This is a genomic window from Sphingomonas arabinosi (assembly GCF_036663715.1).
GTDB lineage: Bacteria > Pseudomonadota > Alphaproteobacteria > Sphingomonadales > Sphingomonadaceae > Sphingomonas.
Genome location: NZ_JAXOJN010000006.1, coordinates 205,517 through 219,378, shown reverse-complemented (window position 1 = coordinate 219,378; position 13,862 = coordinate 205,517). Strand labels below are relative to the sequence as shown.

General features: G+C 66.4%; 10 protein-coding genes. 5 read left to right on the top strand and 5 right to left on the bottom strand.

The genetic code is table 11. From position 1 onward, the window contains the following. Positions 1 to 497 precede the first annotated feature (497 nt). From U1708_RS12260 to U1708_RS12240, 5 genes are all read left to right on the top strand, one after another. Positions 498 to 3,494, top strand: a complete 2,997-nt coding sequence (locus U1708_RS12260; RefSeq protein ID WP_332746075.1) for an Rne/Rng family ribonuclease — start codon at positions 498 to 500, stop codon at positions 3,492 to 3,494. A 797-nt stretch (positions 3,495 to 4,291) separates the two neighbouring features. Further along, positions 4,292 to 5,647, top strand: a complete 1,356-nt coding sequence (locus U1708_RS12255) for a M48 family metalloprotease (RefSeq protein ID WP_332746073.1) — start codon at positions 4,292 to 4,294, stop codon at positions 5,645 to 5,647. After that, entirely contained in the window at positions 5,644 to 6,354 is a 711-nt protein-coding gene (locus U1708_RS12250) for a DsbA family protein (RefSeq protein WP_332746071.1), read from the top strand. The genes U1708_RS12255 and U1708_RS12250 overlap by 4 nt, the downstream gene beginning before the upstream one ends. Positions 6,355 to 6,500: 146 nt before the next feature. After that, a complete protein-coding gene (locus U1708_RS12245) occupies positions 6,501 to 7,430 on the top strand; it encodes an ABC transporter ATP-binding protein (protein WP_307089035.1) in 930 nt (309 codons plus the stop codon). Further along, complete coding sequence (locus U1708_RS12240; protein WP_332746067.1) at positions 7,427 to 8,188, top strand: ABC transporter permease; 762 nt, start codon at positions 7,427 to 7,429, stop codon at positions 8,186 to 8,188. Before U1708_RS12245 ends, U1708_RS12240 begins: the two co-directional genes overlap by 4 nt. Positions 8,189 to 8,336: 148 nt before the next feature. On the opposite strand, the gene U1708_RS12235 is transcribed toward U1708_RS12240, so the two are convergent. The 5 genes from U1708_RS12235 to U1708_RS12215 all read right to left on the bottom strand — a co-directional run bounded on the left by U1708_RS12235 (position 8,337) and on the right by U1708_RS12215 (position 13,755). Beyond that, entirely contained in the window at positions 8,337 to 10,202 is a 1,866-nt protein-coding gene (locus U1708_RS12235; RefSeq protein WP_332746065.1) for a CocE/NonD family hydrolase, read from the bottom strand. Positions 10,203 to 10,272: 70 nt separating this feature from the next. Next, on the bottom strand, positions 10,273 to 11,004 hold the full coding sequence (locus tag U1708_RS12230) for a CPBP family intramembrane glutamic endopeptidase (protein WP_332746063.1): 732 nt from the start codon (positions 11,002 to 11,004) through the stop codon (positions 10,273 to 10,275). A gap of 225 nt (positions 11,005 to 11,229) precedes the next feature. Next, positions 11,230 to 12,201 carry a class II fructose-bisphosphatase gene (glpX, locus tag U1708_RS12225; RefSeq protein WP_332746061.1) on the bottom strand — a complete coding sequence of 324 codons (972 nt, stop codon included), beginning with the start codon at positions 12,199 to 12,201 and terminating at the stop codon, positions 11,230 to 11,232. Positions 12,202 to 12,262: 61 nt separating this feature from the next. After that, a complete protein-coding gene (gene dapD / locus U1708_RS12220; RefSeq protein WP_332746059.1) occupies positions 12,263 to 13,081 on the bottom strand; it encodes a 2,3,4,5-tetrahydropyridine-2,6-dicarboxylate N-succinyltransferase in 819 nt (272 codons plus the stop codon). Continuing rightward, on the bottom strand, positions 13,078 to 13,755 hold the full coding sequence (locus U1708_RS12215) for a pyrimidine 5'-nucleotidase (protein WP_332746058.1): 678 nt from the start codon (positions 13,753 to 13,755) through the stop codon (positions 13,078 to 13,080). The genes dapD and U1708_RS12215 overlap by 4 nt, the downstream gene beginning before the upstream one ends. Between the last annotated feature and the right edge of the window lie 107 nt (positions 13,756 to 13,862).

Sequence of the window (13,862 nt, the reverse complement as noted above, 5' to 3'; positions counted from 1 at the left end):
ATAGCACTGCGCATCCCAAGACGCAGTTGCGCAGTGCGGTTAATTCGACGTTTGCCACGTAATTGCCGACAAGGCTCTGTCGCCCCAGCAAGTCTGCGTCGTTCCGCCCCGAATTCGAGCCGAAACGCCGCCGAAAGCAGCCAATATCGGGCTAGTTGCGAGATCGGGTATGCAGTGCTAGTCCTGTCGTACAGCCGTGTGTCGCCTAGTTTTTACCAGCGACGCGCCGGTCTTCACGCCCGCCTGCGGATCCTTCGCTGGCGCGGCACTTCAGGTTGACGCTCGAATGACGCATTCCCCCCGCCCCGCACTCCGACCGGCCTTTGCCGACGGACTCGCGGTCGTGCGGGCGCCGCAGGGAGAGTTCCCGCGGCATGCACTTCGCGCAGAGGCAGTTTCGCACACCATCCGCGAGTCCGGGCGTCCGTGCCCGACCGCACCACCATCAAGCGCGCGACGGCTGCCGACAGGCCCGGCGCGCGCGCGGAGAATCTATAATGACAACGCGCATGCTGATCGACGCACGCCACCGGGAAGAGACCCGGATCGCAGTCGTCAAGGGTAACCGGATCGAGGAATTCGATTTCGAGAGTGCCGAACGCAAGCAGCTCAAGGGCAATATCTACCTCGCCAAGGTCACGCGGGTCGAGCCGTCGCTCCAGGCGGCATTCATCGATTACGGCGGCAATCGCCACGGCTTCCTCGCGTTCAGCGAGATCCACCCCGATTACTACCAGATCCCCAAGGAAGATCGCGACGCACTGCTCCGCGAAGAAGCCGAGCATGCCGCCGAGGAAGCCGCGCTGCGCGCCGACTACGACTCGGACGAAGACGAGGGTGACGACGAGGACGATATCGAGCGCTTCGAGGACGATGGCGGGGTAGATCCCGACGTCGCCGAGGAACTCGAAGGCGTAGAAGCCGGCGAAGCTCCCCGTCGCAAGCGCAAGCCAAGCGCCGACGATGCCGCGGTCGAGGACCTGCGCGAGCGTCGCATGAACCTGCGCCGCCGCTACAAGATCCAGGACGTGATCCATCGCCGCCAGGTGCTGCTCGTCCAGGTCGTCAAGGAGGAGCGCGGCAACAAGGGCGCGGCGCTGACCACCTACCTGTCGCTGGCCGGTCGCTACTGCGTGCTGATGCCGAACACGAGCCACGGCGGCGGCATCTCGCGGAAGATCTCGAACGCGGGCGATCGCAAGCGTCTCAAGACGATCATGGCCGACATGCAGCTGCCGCCGTCGATGGGCTGCATCGTCCGCACCGCCGGCCTCCAGCGCTCGAAGGTCGAGATCAAGCGCGACTTCGACTATCTCGCCCGCCTCTGGGACGGCATCCGCGAAGCCACGCTGAACGCATCGGCCCCCGCGCTCGTCTACGGCGACAGCGACCTGATCAAGCGCGCGATCCGCGACATCTACAACAAGGAAATCGAAGAGATCATCGTCGAGGGCGAGGACGGTTATCGCCAGGCGCGCGAGTTCATGCGCCTGCTGATGCCGACGCACGCTCGCCGCATCAAGCATTACGCCGACCCCGTGCCGCTGTTCCAGCGCGCCGGCGTCGAGGATCAGCTGTCGGCGATGTACCATCCGGTCGTCCAGCTGAAGTCGGGCGGCTACCTCGTCATCAACCCGACCGAGGCGCTCGTCTCGATCGACATCAACTCGGGCCGTTCGACGCGCGAGCATTCGATCGAACAGACCGCGACCGCGACCAACCTCGAGGCCGCGCAGGAAATCGGCCGCCAGCTCCGCCTGCGCGACATGGCCGGGCTCGTCGTCATCGACTTCATCGACATGGATAACAATTCCAACGTCCGTAAGGTCGAGAAGGCGATGAAGGAGGCGCTCAAGAACGATCGCGCGCGCATCCAGATCGGCCGCATCTCGTCGTTCGGCCTGATGGAAATGAGCCGCCAGCGGCTGCGCACCGGCGTGCTCGAAGCCTCGACCCGCGCCTGCCCGCATTGCGAGGGCACCGGGCTGGTCCGCACCGCGTCGTCGTCGGGCATCTCCGCGCTTCGCCTCATCGAGGACGAGGCCGCCCGCGGTCGCGGTTCGCTGCTGACCCTGCGCGCCAGCCAGGAAGCCGCGGTCTACATCCTCAACCGCAAGCGCGCCGACATCGCCGAGATCGAGGATCGCTACGGCGTGATCGTCGAGATCATCCCCGGCCAGGACGAGGAAGGCGCGCACATGACGGTCGATGCCAGCGGCCCGCCGCCTGCGCACGCCCCGAAGTTCGTCCAGATCATCGAGGAAGACGAGGACGACCTTCCGGAGGAGATCGAGGACGAGATCGAGGAAGAAGAGGTCGAGGAAGCCGAGGCCGAGCAGCCACGTCGTCGTGAAGGTGGTCGCGAAGGCAATGGCGAGCAGCGTGCACCCCGTGAAGCTCGCGATGCTGACGGCGAAGGTGGCAAGAAGCGCCGTCGTCGTCGCGGTCGTCGCGGTCGCGCGCGTCCGGGTGAAGAGGGCGCCGCAGAGGGCGTCAACGAGGACGGTTCGTTCGAAGACGCCGACACCAACGTCGAGGAAATCGACGAGGTCGAGGGCGACATCGTCGAAGTCGGCGGTGGCGAAGCGGTCGAGGCTGGCGCTCCTGTCGAGCAGAGCGCTGAGCATTCGGGCAGCGCAGAGGGCGAAGGACGCCGTCGTCGCGGTCGTCGGGGTCGTCGCGGCGGTCGCCGCAACGAGCAGGGGTCGGAGAACGGCCAGTCGGTCGCCGTCAGCAGCATCGACGACGCCCAGCTGATCGCCGAGGCCCCCGAGCCGGAAGCGTACGAGCCGGTCGAGTCGACCTATGCCGAGCCGCCTTACGAGCCCACGTACGAACCGGCGTTCGAGCCGGTCGTCGAGGAAGCCCCGGTCGCGGAAGTCGCCGAGGGTCCGAAGATGCGCCGTCGTCCCCGCGCACGTGCGGCAGCAGCCGCGGCGAACATCGCCGAGGCGGTGTCCGATGCAGCCCCCAAGGCTCGCCGCGGTCGCAAGCCACGCGCGGTCGAGGCGGAAGCCGAGACGGTTGCGCCGGAGCCAGTGGTTCCGGAGCCGATCGTTCCGGAGCCCGTCGCGGCCGAACCGGCTGCACCGAAGCCCGGTCGCCGCCGTCGCGAAGCGGTCGCGGAAGCCACGATGGACGAGGTGAGCGCAACGCCCGCCGAGACCATCGAAGCGTCGGCCCCCAAGCCCAAGCGTGCGCGTCGCAAGGCGTCGGACGCTGCGGTGGAAGCCCCAGCGGTTGAAGCGGCGGTCGTCGAGGAAGCCCCCGCCAAGGTCGCCAAGCCCCGCGGTCGTCCGCGGAAGGTGGCCGTGGTCGAAGCCGGCGATGCCGCCCCGACCAGCGAACCGCTCGCCACGCCGATCGAGACCGTCCCGCCCAAGGCCGAAGTCCAGCCCCAGGACGTCGCGCCCCCCCGTACCGACGACGGCGCCAACGACGACCCCGACGGCTCCCCCCGCCGCGGCTGGTGGCAGCGCACCTTCGGCGCCTAACGCCGAACGCCAGCCACAAAAAACGGGCGCGACCGAAAGGCCGCGCCCGTTTTCGTTTGTGGCGAGGCGCCGCAGCTACTGGTGAAGCGCTCCGTGCGACAAAGGCATGTTTCCCCGCGAAGGCGGGGACCCAGACTGGGCACCCGCCTTCGCGGGTGAACACGATACGGGGGCGGTGCTGGGTAGTGTTCTAGTACGTTCGTCAGACGCGCCCCCGTCCGCCCCACGCACCACCACCCCGGCGAAGGCCGGGGCCCAATTGGAAAGGTGGCAATAACGAAGCGCCACCCCCCGTCAGCAGCGTCCCCGCTCCGTGCGACAAAAGCATGTTTCCCCGCGAAGGCGGGGATCCAGACTGGGCACCCGCCTTCGCGGGTGAACACGACACGGGGGTAATGCTGGGCTGTGTTCTAGTACGTTCCTCGGGCGCGCACCTGTCCGCCCCACGCAGCACCACCCCGGCGAAGGCCGGGGCCCAATTGGAAAGGTGGTAATAACGAAGCGCCACCCTCCCGTCAGCAGCGTCCCCCAATTGGACCCCGGCCTCCGCCGGGGCGGTAACCGATGGCTGAGGCGGGTGACCGATCGCTAAGGTAGCAACTTATAAGCCCCCCAAACCCCTGTCCTACACAACCAAACCCTGCTCCCCTCCCCCAATGCCAACCCGCCTCCCCATCAACCCCGCCAAACCGCTCCCAGCGTCTATACTTCCTATACTTCACTCTGCCGCACGCCCCCCTGCACGCCCCGCCGCACGACCATTGCCCCCCCGCCCCCGATCGACGATAACCCGTAAAATGAAGCGCCTAGTAGCCGCCGCAGCCACCGCCCTGCTCCTCTGGACGCAACCCGCCGTCGCCCAGTCGATCCTCCGCGACGCCGAGACCGAAACCATGTTCGCGGAGATGTCGAACCCGCTCGTCAAGGCGGCCGGGCTCTCGACCCGCGACGTGAAGGTCGTCCTGATCAACGACGAGTCGATCAACGCGTTCGTCGCCGGTGGCCAGACCGTCTACGTCCACTCCGGCCTCATCCAGGCCGCCGACAACGCCAACGAAGTCCAGGGCGTCATTGCGCACGAGCTCGGCCACATCGCCGACGGGCATGTCGTCCTCGCCGACCGCGGCACCAAGCCGGCGATGGGCATGTACCTCCTCTCGATGGTGCTCGGCCTCGCCGCGATGGCAGCCGGCAGCGGCGAAGCGGGCGCCGGCATCATGGCCGCGGGCCAGCAGGCGGCGATGGGCAGCTACCTCTCGTTCAGCCGCGTCCAGGAATCCACCGCCGACGCGACCGCGGCGAAATTCCTCCGCCAATCGAACATCTCCGGCCGCGGCATGCTGAGCTTCTTCAAGAAACTGCAGCAGCAGGAATATCGCTACGGCACCGCCAACATCGACCCGTTCATGCAGTCGCACCCGCTCTCGGGCGAGCGCGTCGCGACGCTGACCGCCGACCTGCAAGCCTCCCCCGCCTGGGCCAACAAGCCCGATGCTGCGCTGGAGGAACGCTTCCGCCGCGTGAAGGCCAAGCTCGCCGGCTATGTCATGCCCGCCGACCAGACGCTCCAGGCCTATCCGCCGAGCGACCAGTCGATCTACGCGCACTACGCCCGCGCCTATGCCTATCACAAGGCCGGCTACCCCGACAAAGCCGATGCCGAGGCCAACGCGCTGGTGAAGGCCGAGCCGACCGACCCGTATTTCCTCGAGATCAAGGGGCAGATCCTGCTCGAGGCGGGCAAGCCCAACGAGTCGCTGGTCCCCTTGCGCGAGGCCACCGAAGGCTCGCGCAACAACCCGCTGATCGCCACCACCTTCGGCCACGCGCTGATCGCGACCGAGAACAAGGCGAACTACCCTGAGGCGACCAAGGTCCTGCGCACCGCGGTCGGTCGCGACGACCAGAACCCGTTCGCCTGGATGCAGCTCGGCACCGTCTACGAACTCACCGGCGATACCGCGCGTGCCGCGCTCGCCACCGCCGAGCGCGCGAGCATGGGCGGCGACATGCGGACCGCGTCGGCGAGCGCGCAATATGCACTGGCGAACATCCCGGCGAACACGACCGACTGGATCCGCGCGCAGGATATCGCGATGGCCGCGCAGAACGAGATGGACGACAATCCCAAGCAGTATAAGCGCCGCAAATGAGCAAATTCACATTTCCGGCGATCGCTTTAGCCGGCGCCGTCATCGGCGGCCTCGCGGTCTGGGGCTATGACCGCCAGGGCGGCGGCATCGAGCGCGCGCAGGTCGAGTCGATCGTCCACGACTACGTCCTCGCGCACCCCGAGATCCTCCCTGAGGCGATGGAGAAACTCCGCGACCGCGAGTCGGGCAAGACCGTCACCGCCAACCGCGACGCGATCGTCACGCCCTTCGGCAGCGCCTGGGCGGGAAACCCCAAGGGCGACGTCACGCTCGTCGAGTATTTCGACTACAACTGCGGATACTGCCGCGCGAGCCTGCCGATGATCGCCAAGCTGATCGCCGCCGACCCGAAAGTCCGTGTCGTGTTCCGCGAACTCCCGATCCTCAGCGCGGAAAGCCGCATCGCCGCCCGCGCCAGCCTCGCCGCCGCACAACAGGGCAAGTTCGCCACCTTCCACGAAGCGCTCTATGCCGGTGGCCCGGTCAGCGAAGCCTCGATCGCCGCCGCGGCGACCAAGGCCGGTGTCGACACGACGCAGGCCAGCTTCACCAAAACCGCCGACGCTGAAATCGCCAAGAACATGGAAACCGCCGCCAAGCTCGGCATGACCGGAACGCCGAGTTGGGTGGTAGGCGACCGAGTCCTGTCCGGTGCGCTGCCCCTAGAGGACCTCAAGAAGGCGGTAGCGGCAGCCCGCGCCGGCTAACCGTTCTCCTGCGAACGCAGGAGCCCAGGATACCGGGCGTCGCGCTTTGTAACCCTGGGCTCCTGCGTTCGCAGGAGAACAAGGCGGGAGCCCCTATCATTCCCCCCTCCCCACCCCCATCTTCCCCACACGAAAAAGGGGTGCCAATGACCGAACCGATCCTGTCCATCGCGGGCGTCACCAAGACCTACAAGAGCGGCACCACCGCCCTCCACCCCGTCGACCTCGATATCCAGAAGGGCGAGATCTTCGCCCTCCTCGGCCCCAACGGCGCGGGCAAGACGACGCTGATCAGCATCATCTGCGGCATCGTCACGCCCTCCGCCGGCACGATCAAGGTCGCCGGCTACGACGCGATCCGCGACTATAAGCAGGCGCGCAGCCGCATCGGCCTCGTCCCGCAGGAACTCAACGTCGACATGTTCGAGACGGTGCTCGCCACCGTCACCTTCAGCCGCCGCCTGTTCGGCCGCTCGGGGCATAGCGATTACATCGAACAGGTGCTCCGCGACCTCTCGCTGTGGGACAAGCGCGACGCCAAGATCCGCGAACTCTCGGGCGGGATGAAACGCCGCGTCCTGATCGCCAAAGCGCTCAGCCACGAGCCCGAAATCCTGTTCCTCGACGAGCCCACCGCGGGCGTCGACGTGGCGCTGCGTCGCGACATGTGGAAGCTCGTCCACCGCCTCCGCGAGGGCGGCACGACGATCATCCTGACGACGCATTACATCGAGGAAGCCGAGGAAATGGCCGACCGCGTCGGCGTCATCAACAAGGGCAAGCTGCTGCTCGTCGACGACAAGGCGTCGCTGATGAAGAAGCTCGGCAAGCGCGAGTTGGACATCGCGCTCCAAGATCCGATGACGACGATCCCCGCAGAACTCGCCGACTGGGACGTGTCGCTACAGGACGACGGTAAGCGCCTCCGCTACGTGTTCGATGCGCAGGCCGACCACACCGGCATTCCCTCGTTGCTCCGCAAACTCGCCGAACTCGGCATCGGCTTCAAGGACCTCGAAACCAGCAAATCGAGCCTCGAAGACATCTTTGTCGATCTCGTCGGAGAGCGCGCATGAACACCCATGGCATCTGGGCGATCTATCGCTTCGAAATGGCGCGTGCGCTGCGCACCTTGTGGCAGAGCCTCGTCACGCCGGTTCTCACCACGTCGCTGTATTTCATCGTCTTCGGCGGTGCGATCGGCAGTCGCATGCAGAATGTCGGTGGCGTCGATTACGGCAGCTTCATCGTCCCCGGCCTGATCATGCTTTCGCTGCTCACGCAGAGCATCTCGAACGCCTCGATCGGCATCTACTTCCCGAAGTTCACGGGCACGATCTACGAGCTGTTGTCGGCCCCCGTCTCGGCGATGGAGATGGTGATCGGCTATGTTGGCGCCGCGACCACCAAGTCGGTGATCCTCGGGCTGATCATCCTCACGACCGCGTCGTTCTTCGTGCCGCTGCGCATCGAGCACCCGTTCGCGATGCTCGCGTTCCTGATCCTGACCGCAGTGGCGTTCAGCCTGTTCGGGTTCATCATCGGCGTGTGGGCCAACGGGTTCGAGCAGCTCAACTTCGTCCCCGCACTGCTGATCACGCCGCTGACGTTCCTCGGCGGCGCGTTCTACTCGATCGACATGCTGCCTCAGCCGTGGCGGACGTTCAGCCTGTTCAACCCGGTCGTGTACCTGGTGAGCGGCTTCCGCTGGAGCTTCTTCGGGCAAGGTGACGTGGCCGTGGGGGTAAGCCTCGCAGTGACGGCCGGCTTCCTGGCGGTGTGCTTGTTGGTGATCGCGTGGATCTTCAAGACCGGCTGGCGGATGAAAAACTGACGGTGGACAGACGCACCACCCCGGCGGAGGCCGGGGCCCAATTGGTGAGGTTGCAGTAACGACGCGCTGTCTCTCGTCAGCAACGTTTCCCAATTGGACCCCGGCCTTCGCCGGGGTGGTGCGTACATGCTGCTCGGCCGTCCAAACCCTACCGCATAACCGGCAACGTCACCCGCGACCCCGCACAGACCTTCTGCGTCGCCTTCACATAGTCCGCCGGCTTCGCCCGCCCGATGTTCGCCACGAACGATTGCGGGTTGCGGTCGATCATCGGGAACCACGTCGACTGGATTTGCACCATGATCCGGTGCCCCGCCTTGAACACGTGATCGTGATCGCGCAGCGGCACGTCCCAAGCCACGACCTTCCCCGGCACCAGGGGTTGCGGCGCGGTATCGCTCGCCAGGAACCGCCCGCGCCGCACCTCCATCGCGATCGGCAACTGATAGCCGTTGAGCGTCTTCGCATAATCGCCCGGTTGCGCCGTGCGGCCGTCGAACGCTTCGGTATCGTCGGGCAGCACGTCGATCAGCTTCACCACGAAATCGCTGTCCGCGCCGCTGGTCGATGCCTGCAACGTCGCCGACAACGCCCCCGTCACGGTCAGGTCGGCGGCCAGTGGCTCCGACACATACCCCAGCACATCGGGCCGGTGGTCGACGAAGCGCTGGTCGTCCGCCTCCCACCACGACCAGTCCGGGCTGGCATAGGTCGCCGACATTGGCCGCTTACGAAACGGCACCGGGTTCGCCGGATCGGACACGTAACCGCGGCATCCTTCACCCGCGGCCGGCGCAGTGAACGACAGGCTGCCGTCCGTGTGCAAGTACAGGTTCGTCGCCTTCGCGCCCGTCGGAGGCCAGGCCGCATAGGTCTTCCAGACGTTCGAACCCGACTGGAACATCTTCGCCGCAAAGTCCGGCCGCGCGCCCTTGCCGTGCAGCCAATAGGCGAAGAACGGCGCCTGGATCTGCTCCTGGAACTGCGTGCCGCTGGCGGTGCCGAGCGGGATCGGGCCGAGGTGATCCGCCGTACCCTGCCATCCGCCATGCCGCCACGGCCCAGCCACCATCTGCGCGAGATGATCGGGATCGTTGCGCTTCTGCTTGGCGTAGATCTGCCACGAACCCCACGGATCCTCCTGATCCCAGAACCCGGCGACGTTCAGCGTCGGGACGGTCGTCTTGCCGAGCGAATCGGTCCAACGCTGCGCGGTGTAGAAGCCATCGTGGTTCGGGTGATCGAGCAGCGACGTGAACATCGGCACTCGGCCCTTGAAGACGGTCCGGTCGATCGCCTCCGCCGAGCCCGCCTTGAGGAAATAATCGTACGTATCGCTCGGATAGGCGAAGTCGGAATTCTTCGTCTTGTCGAGTTGCAGCGACGACACCCAGTCGGTCGCATAGCTCAGCCGCAGCGCGCCGTTGCGGTGGAGGTCGTCCGACTGCCAGTAATCGATCCATGCCGCCTGCGGGGAGACCGCCTTCAGCGCAGGATGCGGGTTCGCCAGCGCGACGGCCGCGGCGAAACCGGGGTATGACACGCCCCACATGCCGACCTTGCCGGTGTTCGCGGGGACGTTCTTCACCAGCCATCCGACGGTGTCGTAGGCGTCCGTGGCCTCGTCGACCGCTTTCGGATCACCGGCCCCGTTGCCCTTGGCATGCACCGCAGTCGACAGTGTGAAGACGCCGTCCGACTTGAACCGCCCGCGCATCGACTGGAACACGAAGATGTAGCCGTCCTTCATCAGCGGACCGAACCGGCTGGCGTTGGGAAACGGCGCGTCCGGCACGCCGTAGGGGGTCCGCTGGAGCAGGATCGGCAGCGGCCCGGTCATCCCGCGCGGTCGCATGATGACGGTCTGCAGCTTCGCCCCGTCGCGCATCGGCACCATCACCTCCTCGAAGGTGAAAGGGGACTGCGCCGCCGCCTGCAGGCCCGTCTGCGCGATGGTTGCGCTGGGCACCGCGGCGGTGACTGCGAGCGCGAGCAGGAGAGCGTGGCGCGACATGGAATTTTCCTTCGTGAACCCTGGCCCTTCGTGAACCGTACCGCGATTGGACGAACCCGCGAAGGCGAAGTCAAGCCGCGCGCCACGCTCCGGTCAGCGCCGGTCGCAATGCCAGCGAATTGAGATCGATCAATGCGTGCAGGAGCATCGCCAGCCACAACTCGCCCGTCATCAGATAGATCGCCGCCATCAGCGCGCCGACGAGCGTGGTCGCGATCACGCCGGCTCGCCCCTGATAGAGGTGCATCGCACCGAACGCCGCGATCGCGACGCCGAACGCGACGAACGCGTTGCCGGACACGAGCGCGACCAGCAGCGGCAGGAACAGGCGGAAGGCGAGTTCTTCGGATATGCCTGCCGCGATCGACATGGCGGCGGCGTGCATGATCTCGGGCCGGTTGCGCGGCAGGAGCGACCCGACATTGCCGATCGTCTTGAGGATGCGCCAGTTGCGCCGCGTGGCGAGGACCGCGCCGATGACCAGGCCGCCGAGCGCGCTTCCACCGATCATGCCGAGCAGTTCCGCGCGGCTGTCGCCGGCGAGGCTTGGCAGGAGGCTGCGCAGGGCGTCGAACTCGCGGGGGGCGGTGACGATGGCGTCGAGGCGACCCAGTAGCGCGAGGCCGATGATGGCCGGCAGGACGAAGGCGATCGCGGCCTTGGCGATCCACAGGCGGTAGGTTTTCTGGCGCGAGGCGGTGTCCGGGAGGCGCTTGATGCGACGATAGCCGAGGAGGTCGCCCTTGAGGAACCAGACCAGGCTCATGAGGGTGGCGAGGAGGAGGGCGTTGGGAAGGATCATGCGCATACCTCCCTAACCTTGTTCTCCCGCGAATGCGGAAGCCCAGTCTGGGTCCCCGCCTTCTCGGGGAAACATGGTGGTTGGTGCGGCACCCTAACCCAATGCTCCACCCCGGCGAAGGCCGGGGCCCAGTTAGAAAACGTCGCTAACGGAGGAATGCGCTTTATTACTCCGAACTTTCCACCTGGGCCCCGGCGTTCGCCGGGGTGGTACTCGCGGTCCCGATCAATCAGTCCGATGCTCGCCCTTGACCCAACGCACCGTCCCCGAAGACGCGCGCATGACCACGCTCTCGGTGGTCATCTTGCCCTTCTTCCGCTTCACGCCCGCCAGCAGCGAGCCATCGGTAACCCCAGTCGCCGCGAAGATGCAGTCGCCCTTGGCCAGCTCGGAAAGGTCATACTGCTTGTCGAGGTCCGTAATCCCCCACTTCGCCGCACGACCGCGCTCGTCGTCGTTGCGGAACAGCAAACGCCCCTTGAACTGCCCACCGACACAGCGCAGCGCCGCGCACGCCAGCACACCCTCGGGGGCGCCGCCCGAACCCATATACACGTCGACCGTAGTCTCCGGATCGGACGTCGCGATCACACCGGCGACGTCGCCGTCACCGATCAGCATGATTCCGCAACCAACCTGGCGCAGTTCAGCGATCAGCGCCTCATGACGCGGCCGATCGAGCACGCACACGATCAGGTCGCGCGCCGGCACGCCCTTCGCAGCGGCCACGGCGTTGATGTTCTCGGTCGGCGTCTTGTCGAGATCGATGATGCCCTCGGGATAGCCCGGCCCGACCGCGATCTTGTCCATGTAGACGTCGGGCGCGTTGAGCAGACCGCCCTCTTCGGCGATCGCCAGCACGGCGAGGCTGTTCGGGCCCGCGGTCGCGCAGATCGTCGTGCCTTCGAGCGGATCGAGTGCGATGTCGATCTTCGGGCCGGTGCCGATCGCGGATCCGACCTTCTCGCCGATGAACAGCATAGGGGCTTCGTCGCGCTCGCCCTCGCCGATCACGACGGTGCCGTCCATGTACAGCGAGTTGAGCGCCTCGCGCATCGCCTCGACCGCGGCCGCATCCGCCGCCTTCTCGTCGCCGCGACCGACGAGCGTGGACGCGGCGATCGCCGCAGCTTCGGTCACGCGGACCATTTCGAGAACGAGAACGCGGTCGAGAACCTGGCTGGCGGCAGCGGTCAAAATATTTCTCCTCGGTATGTTTCGTCCCGGATAGGCAGCAGCCACCGGGTTGTCGACCCGATCAGTCCCTCAGAAGGTCGTTGATCGAGGTTTTGGACCGTGTTTGCGCATCGACCCGCTTGACGATCACGGCGCAGTACAAGGCCGGCTTGCCGTCACCGCCGCCGATCGAGCCGGGCACGACCACCGCGTACGGCGGCACTTCGCCCTTGAAGACTTCGCCGGTCGCGCGGTCGATGATCTTGGTCGAGGCGCCGAGATACACGCCCATCGACAGCACCGCGCCCTCGCCGACGCGGACGCCCTCGGCCACTTCCGCGCGCGCACCGATGAAGGCGCCGTCGCCGATGATGACGGGGTCGGCCTGCAACGGCTCGAGCACGCCGCCGATCCCGGCACCGCCCGACAGATGCACGTTCTTGCCGATCTGTGCGCACGAGCCGACCGTCGCCCAGGCGTCGACCATCGTCCCCTCGCCGACATACGCGCCGATATTGACGAAGCTCGGCATCAGGATCGCACCCTTGGCGATAAAGCTCCCGCGCCGCGCGACCGCACCGGGGACGACGCGGATGCCCGCCGAGCGGAACTCCGCATCGCCCCAGCCCGCGAATTTCGAAGGCACCTTGTCGAACGCAGGCGCGCCGGCCGATCCGCCCTCGATCACGACATTGTCGTTCAGGCGGAACGACAGGAGGACCGCCTTCTTCAGCCATTGATTGACCTGCCAGCCGTCAGCCGTCGGCTCGGCAACGCGCGCGGTGCCCGCGTCCAGCATCGCGAGCGCCGACTCGACGGCATCGCGAATCTCACCCTTGGTATCGAGGCCGAGGTTCGCGCGGTCTTCCCAGGCGGCGTCGATGATGGTCTGCAAGGTCATGATATCTCCAGGATGGTTTCGAGCCACGGCGCAAGCACCGGCACGGTAAAATCGATGTGGTCGCGCGCGCCGCCGGGGGATTGCTCGGAGCCGTTGTCGACCCACACGGTGGTCATTCCGATCGCCTTGGCCGGCGCGAGATTGCGCGTCATGTCGTCGACGAACAGCGACTCCCGCGGGTCGATATCGAACGCCGCGCAGAAGCCCGCATAGGCCGACGCATGCGGCTTCGGCATCAGGTCCATCGCGTGAATGTCGTGGATCGCCTCGAAACTCTCGCCCAGCCCGAGCCGGTCGAGGATCTTCAGCGCATAGGGCTTGTCGCCATTGGTGAAGACCAGCTTGCGCCCCGGCAGCTTGGCGATCGCCGCGACCAGCGGCGCATCATGCTCAAGGACGTCCATCTCGATATCGTGGACATGCGCGAGGAACGCGTGGGGATCGACGTGATGCTCGGTCATCAACCCCGACAGCGTCGTGCCGTGATTATGGAAATACCCCTTCTGCACGCGCCGAGCCTCGTCATGGTCGAGGCCGAGCAGATCCTGGATGAACCCGGTCATTCGCGCATCGACCTGCGCGAACAGGTCCGCGCTCGCCGGGTACAGCGTGTTGTCGAGATCGAAGATCCAGTTGCGGACATGGTCGAGGCGGGGGTCAAGGCGGGCAAGCATCGGCCGGAACCTCTACGGAACGCGGCGCGCGGCGACAAGCGGGCTGACGTTGGTACGACCGAACGAAAGCACCGGGATTCACATCAAGGGTGGATAAGCTACCGCTC

Coding starts and splice junctions, on each gene's coding strand:
- U1708_RS12260 (WP_332746075.1), top strand. CDS start 498: ATGACAACGCGCATGCTGATCGACGCACGCCACCGGGAAGAGACCCGG.
- U1708_RS12255 (WP_332746073.1), top strand. CDS start 4,292: ATGAAGCGCCTAGTAGCCGCCGCAGCCACCGCCCTGCTCCTCTGGACG.
- U1708_RS12250 (WP_332746071.1), top strand. CDS start 5,644: ATGAGCAAATTCACATTTCCGGCGATCGCTTTAGCCGGCGCCGTCATC.
- U1708_RS12245 (WP_307089035.1), top strand. CDS start 6,501: ATGACCGAACCGATCCTGTCCATCGCGGGCGTCACCAAGACCTACAAG.
- U1708_RS12240 (WP_332746067.1), top strand. CDS start 7,427: ATGAACACCCATGGCATCTGGGCGATCTATCGCTTCGAAATGGCGCGT.
- U1708_RS12235 (WP_332746065.1), bottom strand. CDS start 10,202: ATGTCGCGCCACGCTCTCCTGCTCGCGCTCGCAGTCACCGCCGCGGTG.
- U1708_RS12230 (WP_332746063.1), bottom strand. CDS start 11,004: ATGATCCTTCCCAACGCCCTCCTCCTCGCCACCCTCATGAGCCTGGTC.
- dapD (WP_332746059.1), bottom strand. CDS start 13,081: ATGACCTTGCAGACCATCATCGACGCCGCCTGGGAAGACCGCGCGAAC.
- U1708_RS12215 (WP_332746058.1), bottom strand. CDS start 13,755: ATGCTTGCCCGCCTTGACCCCCGCCTCGACCATGTCCGCAACTGGATC.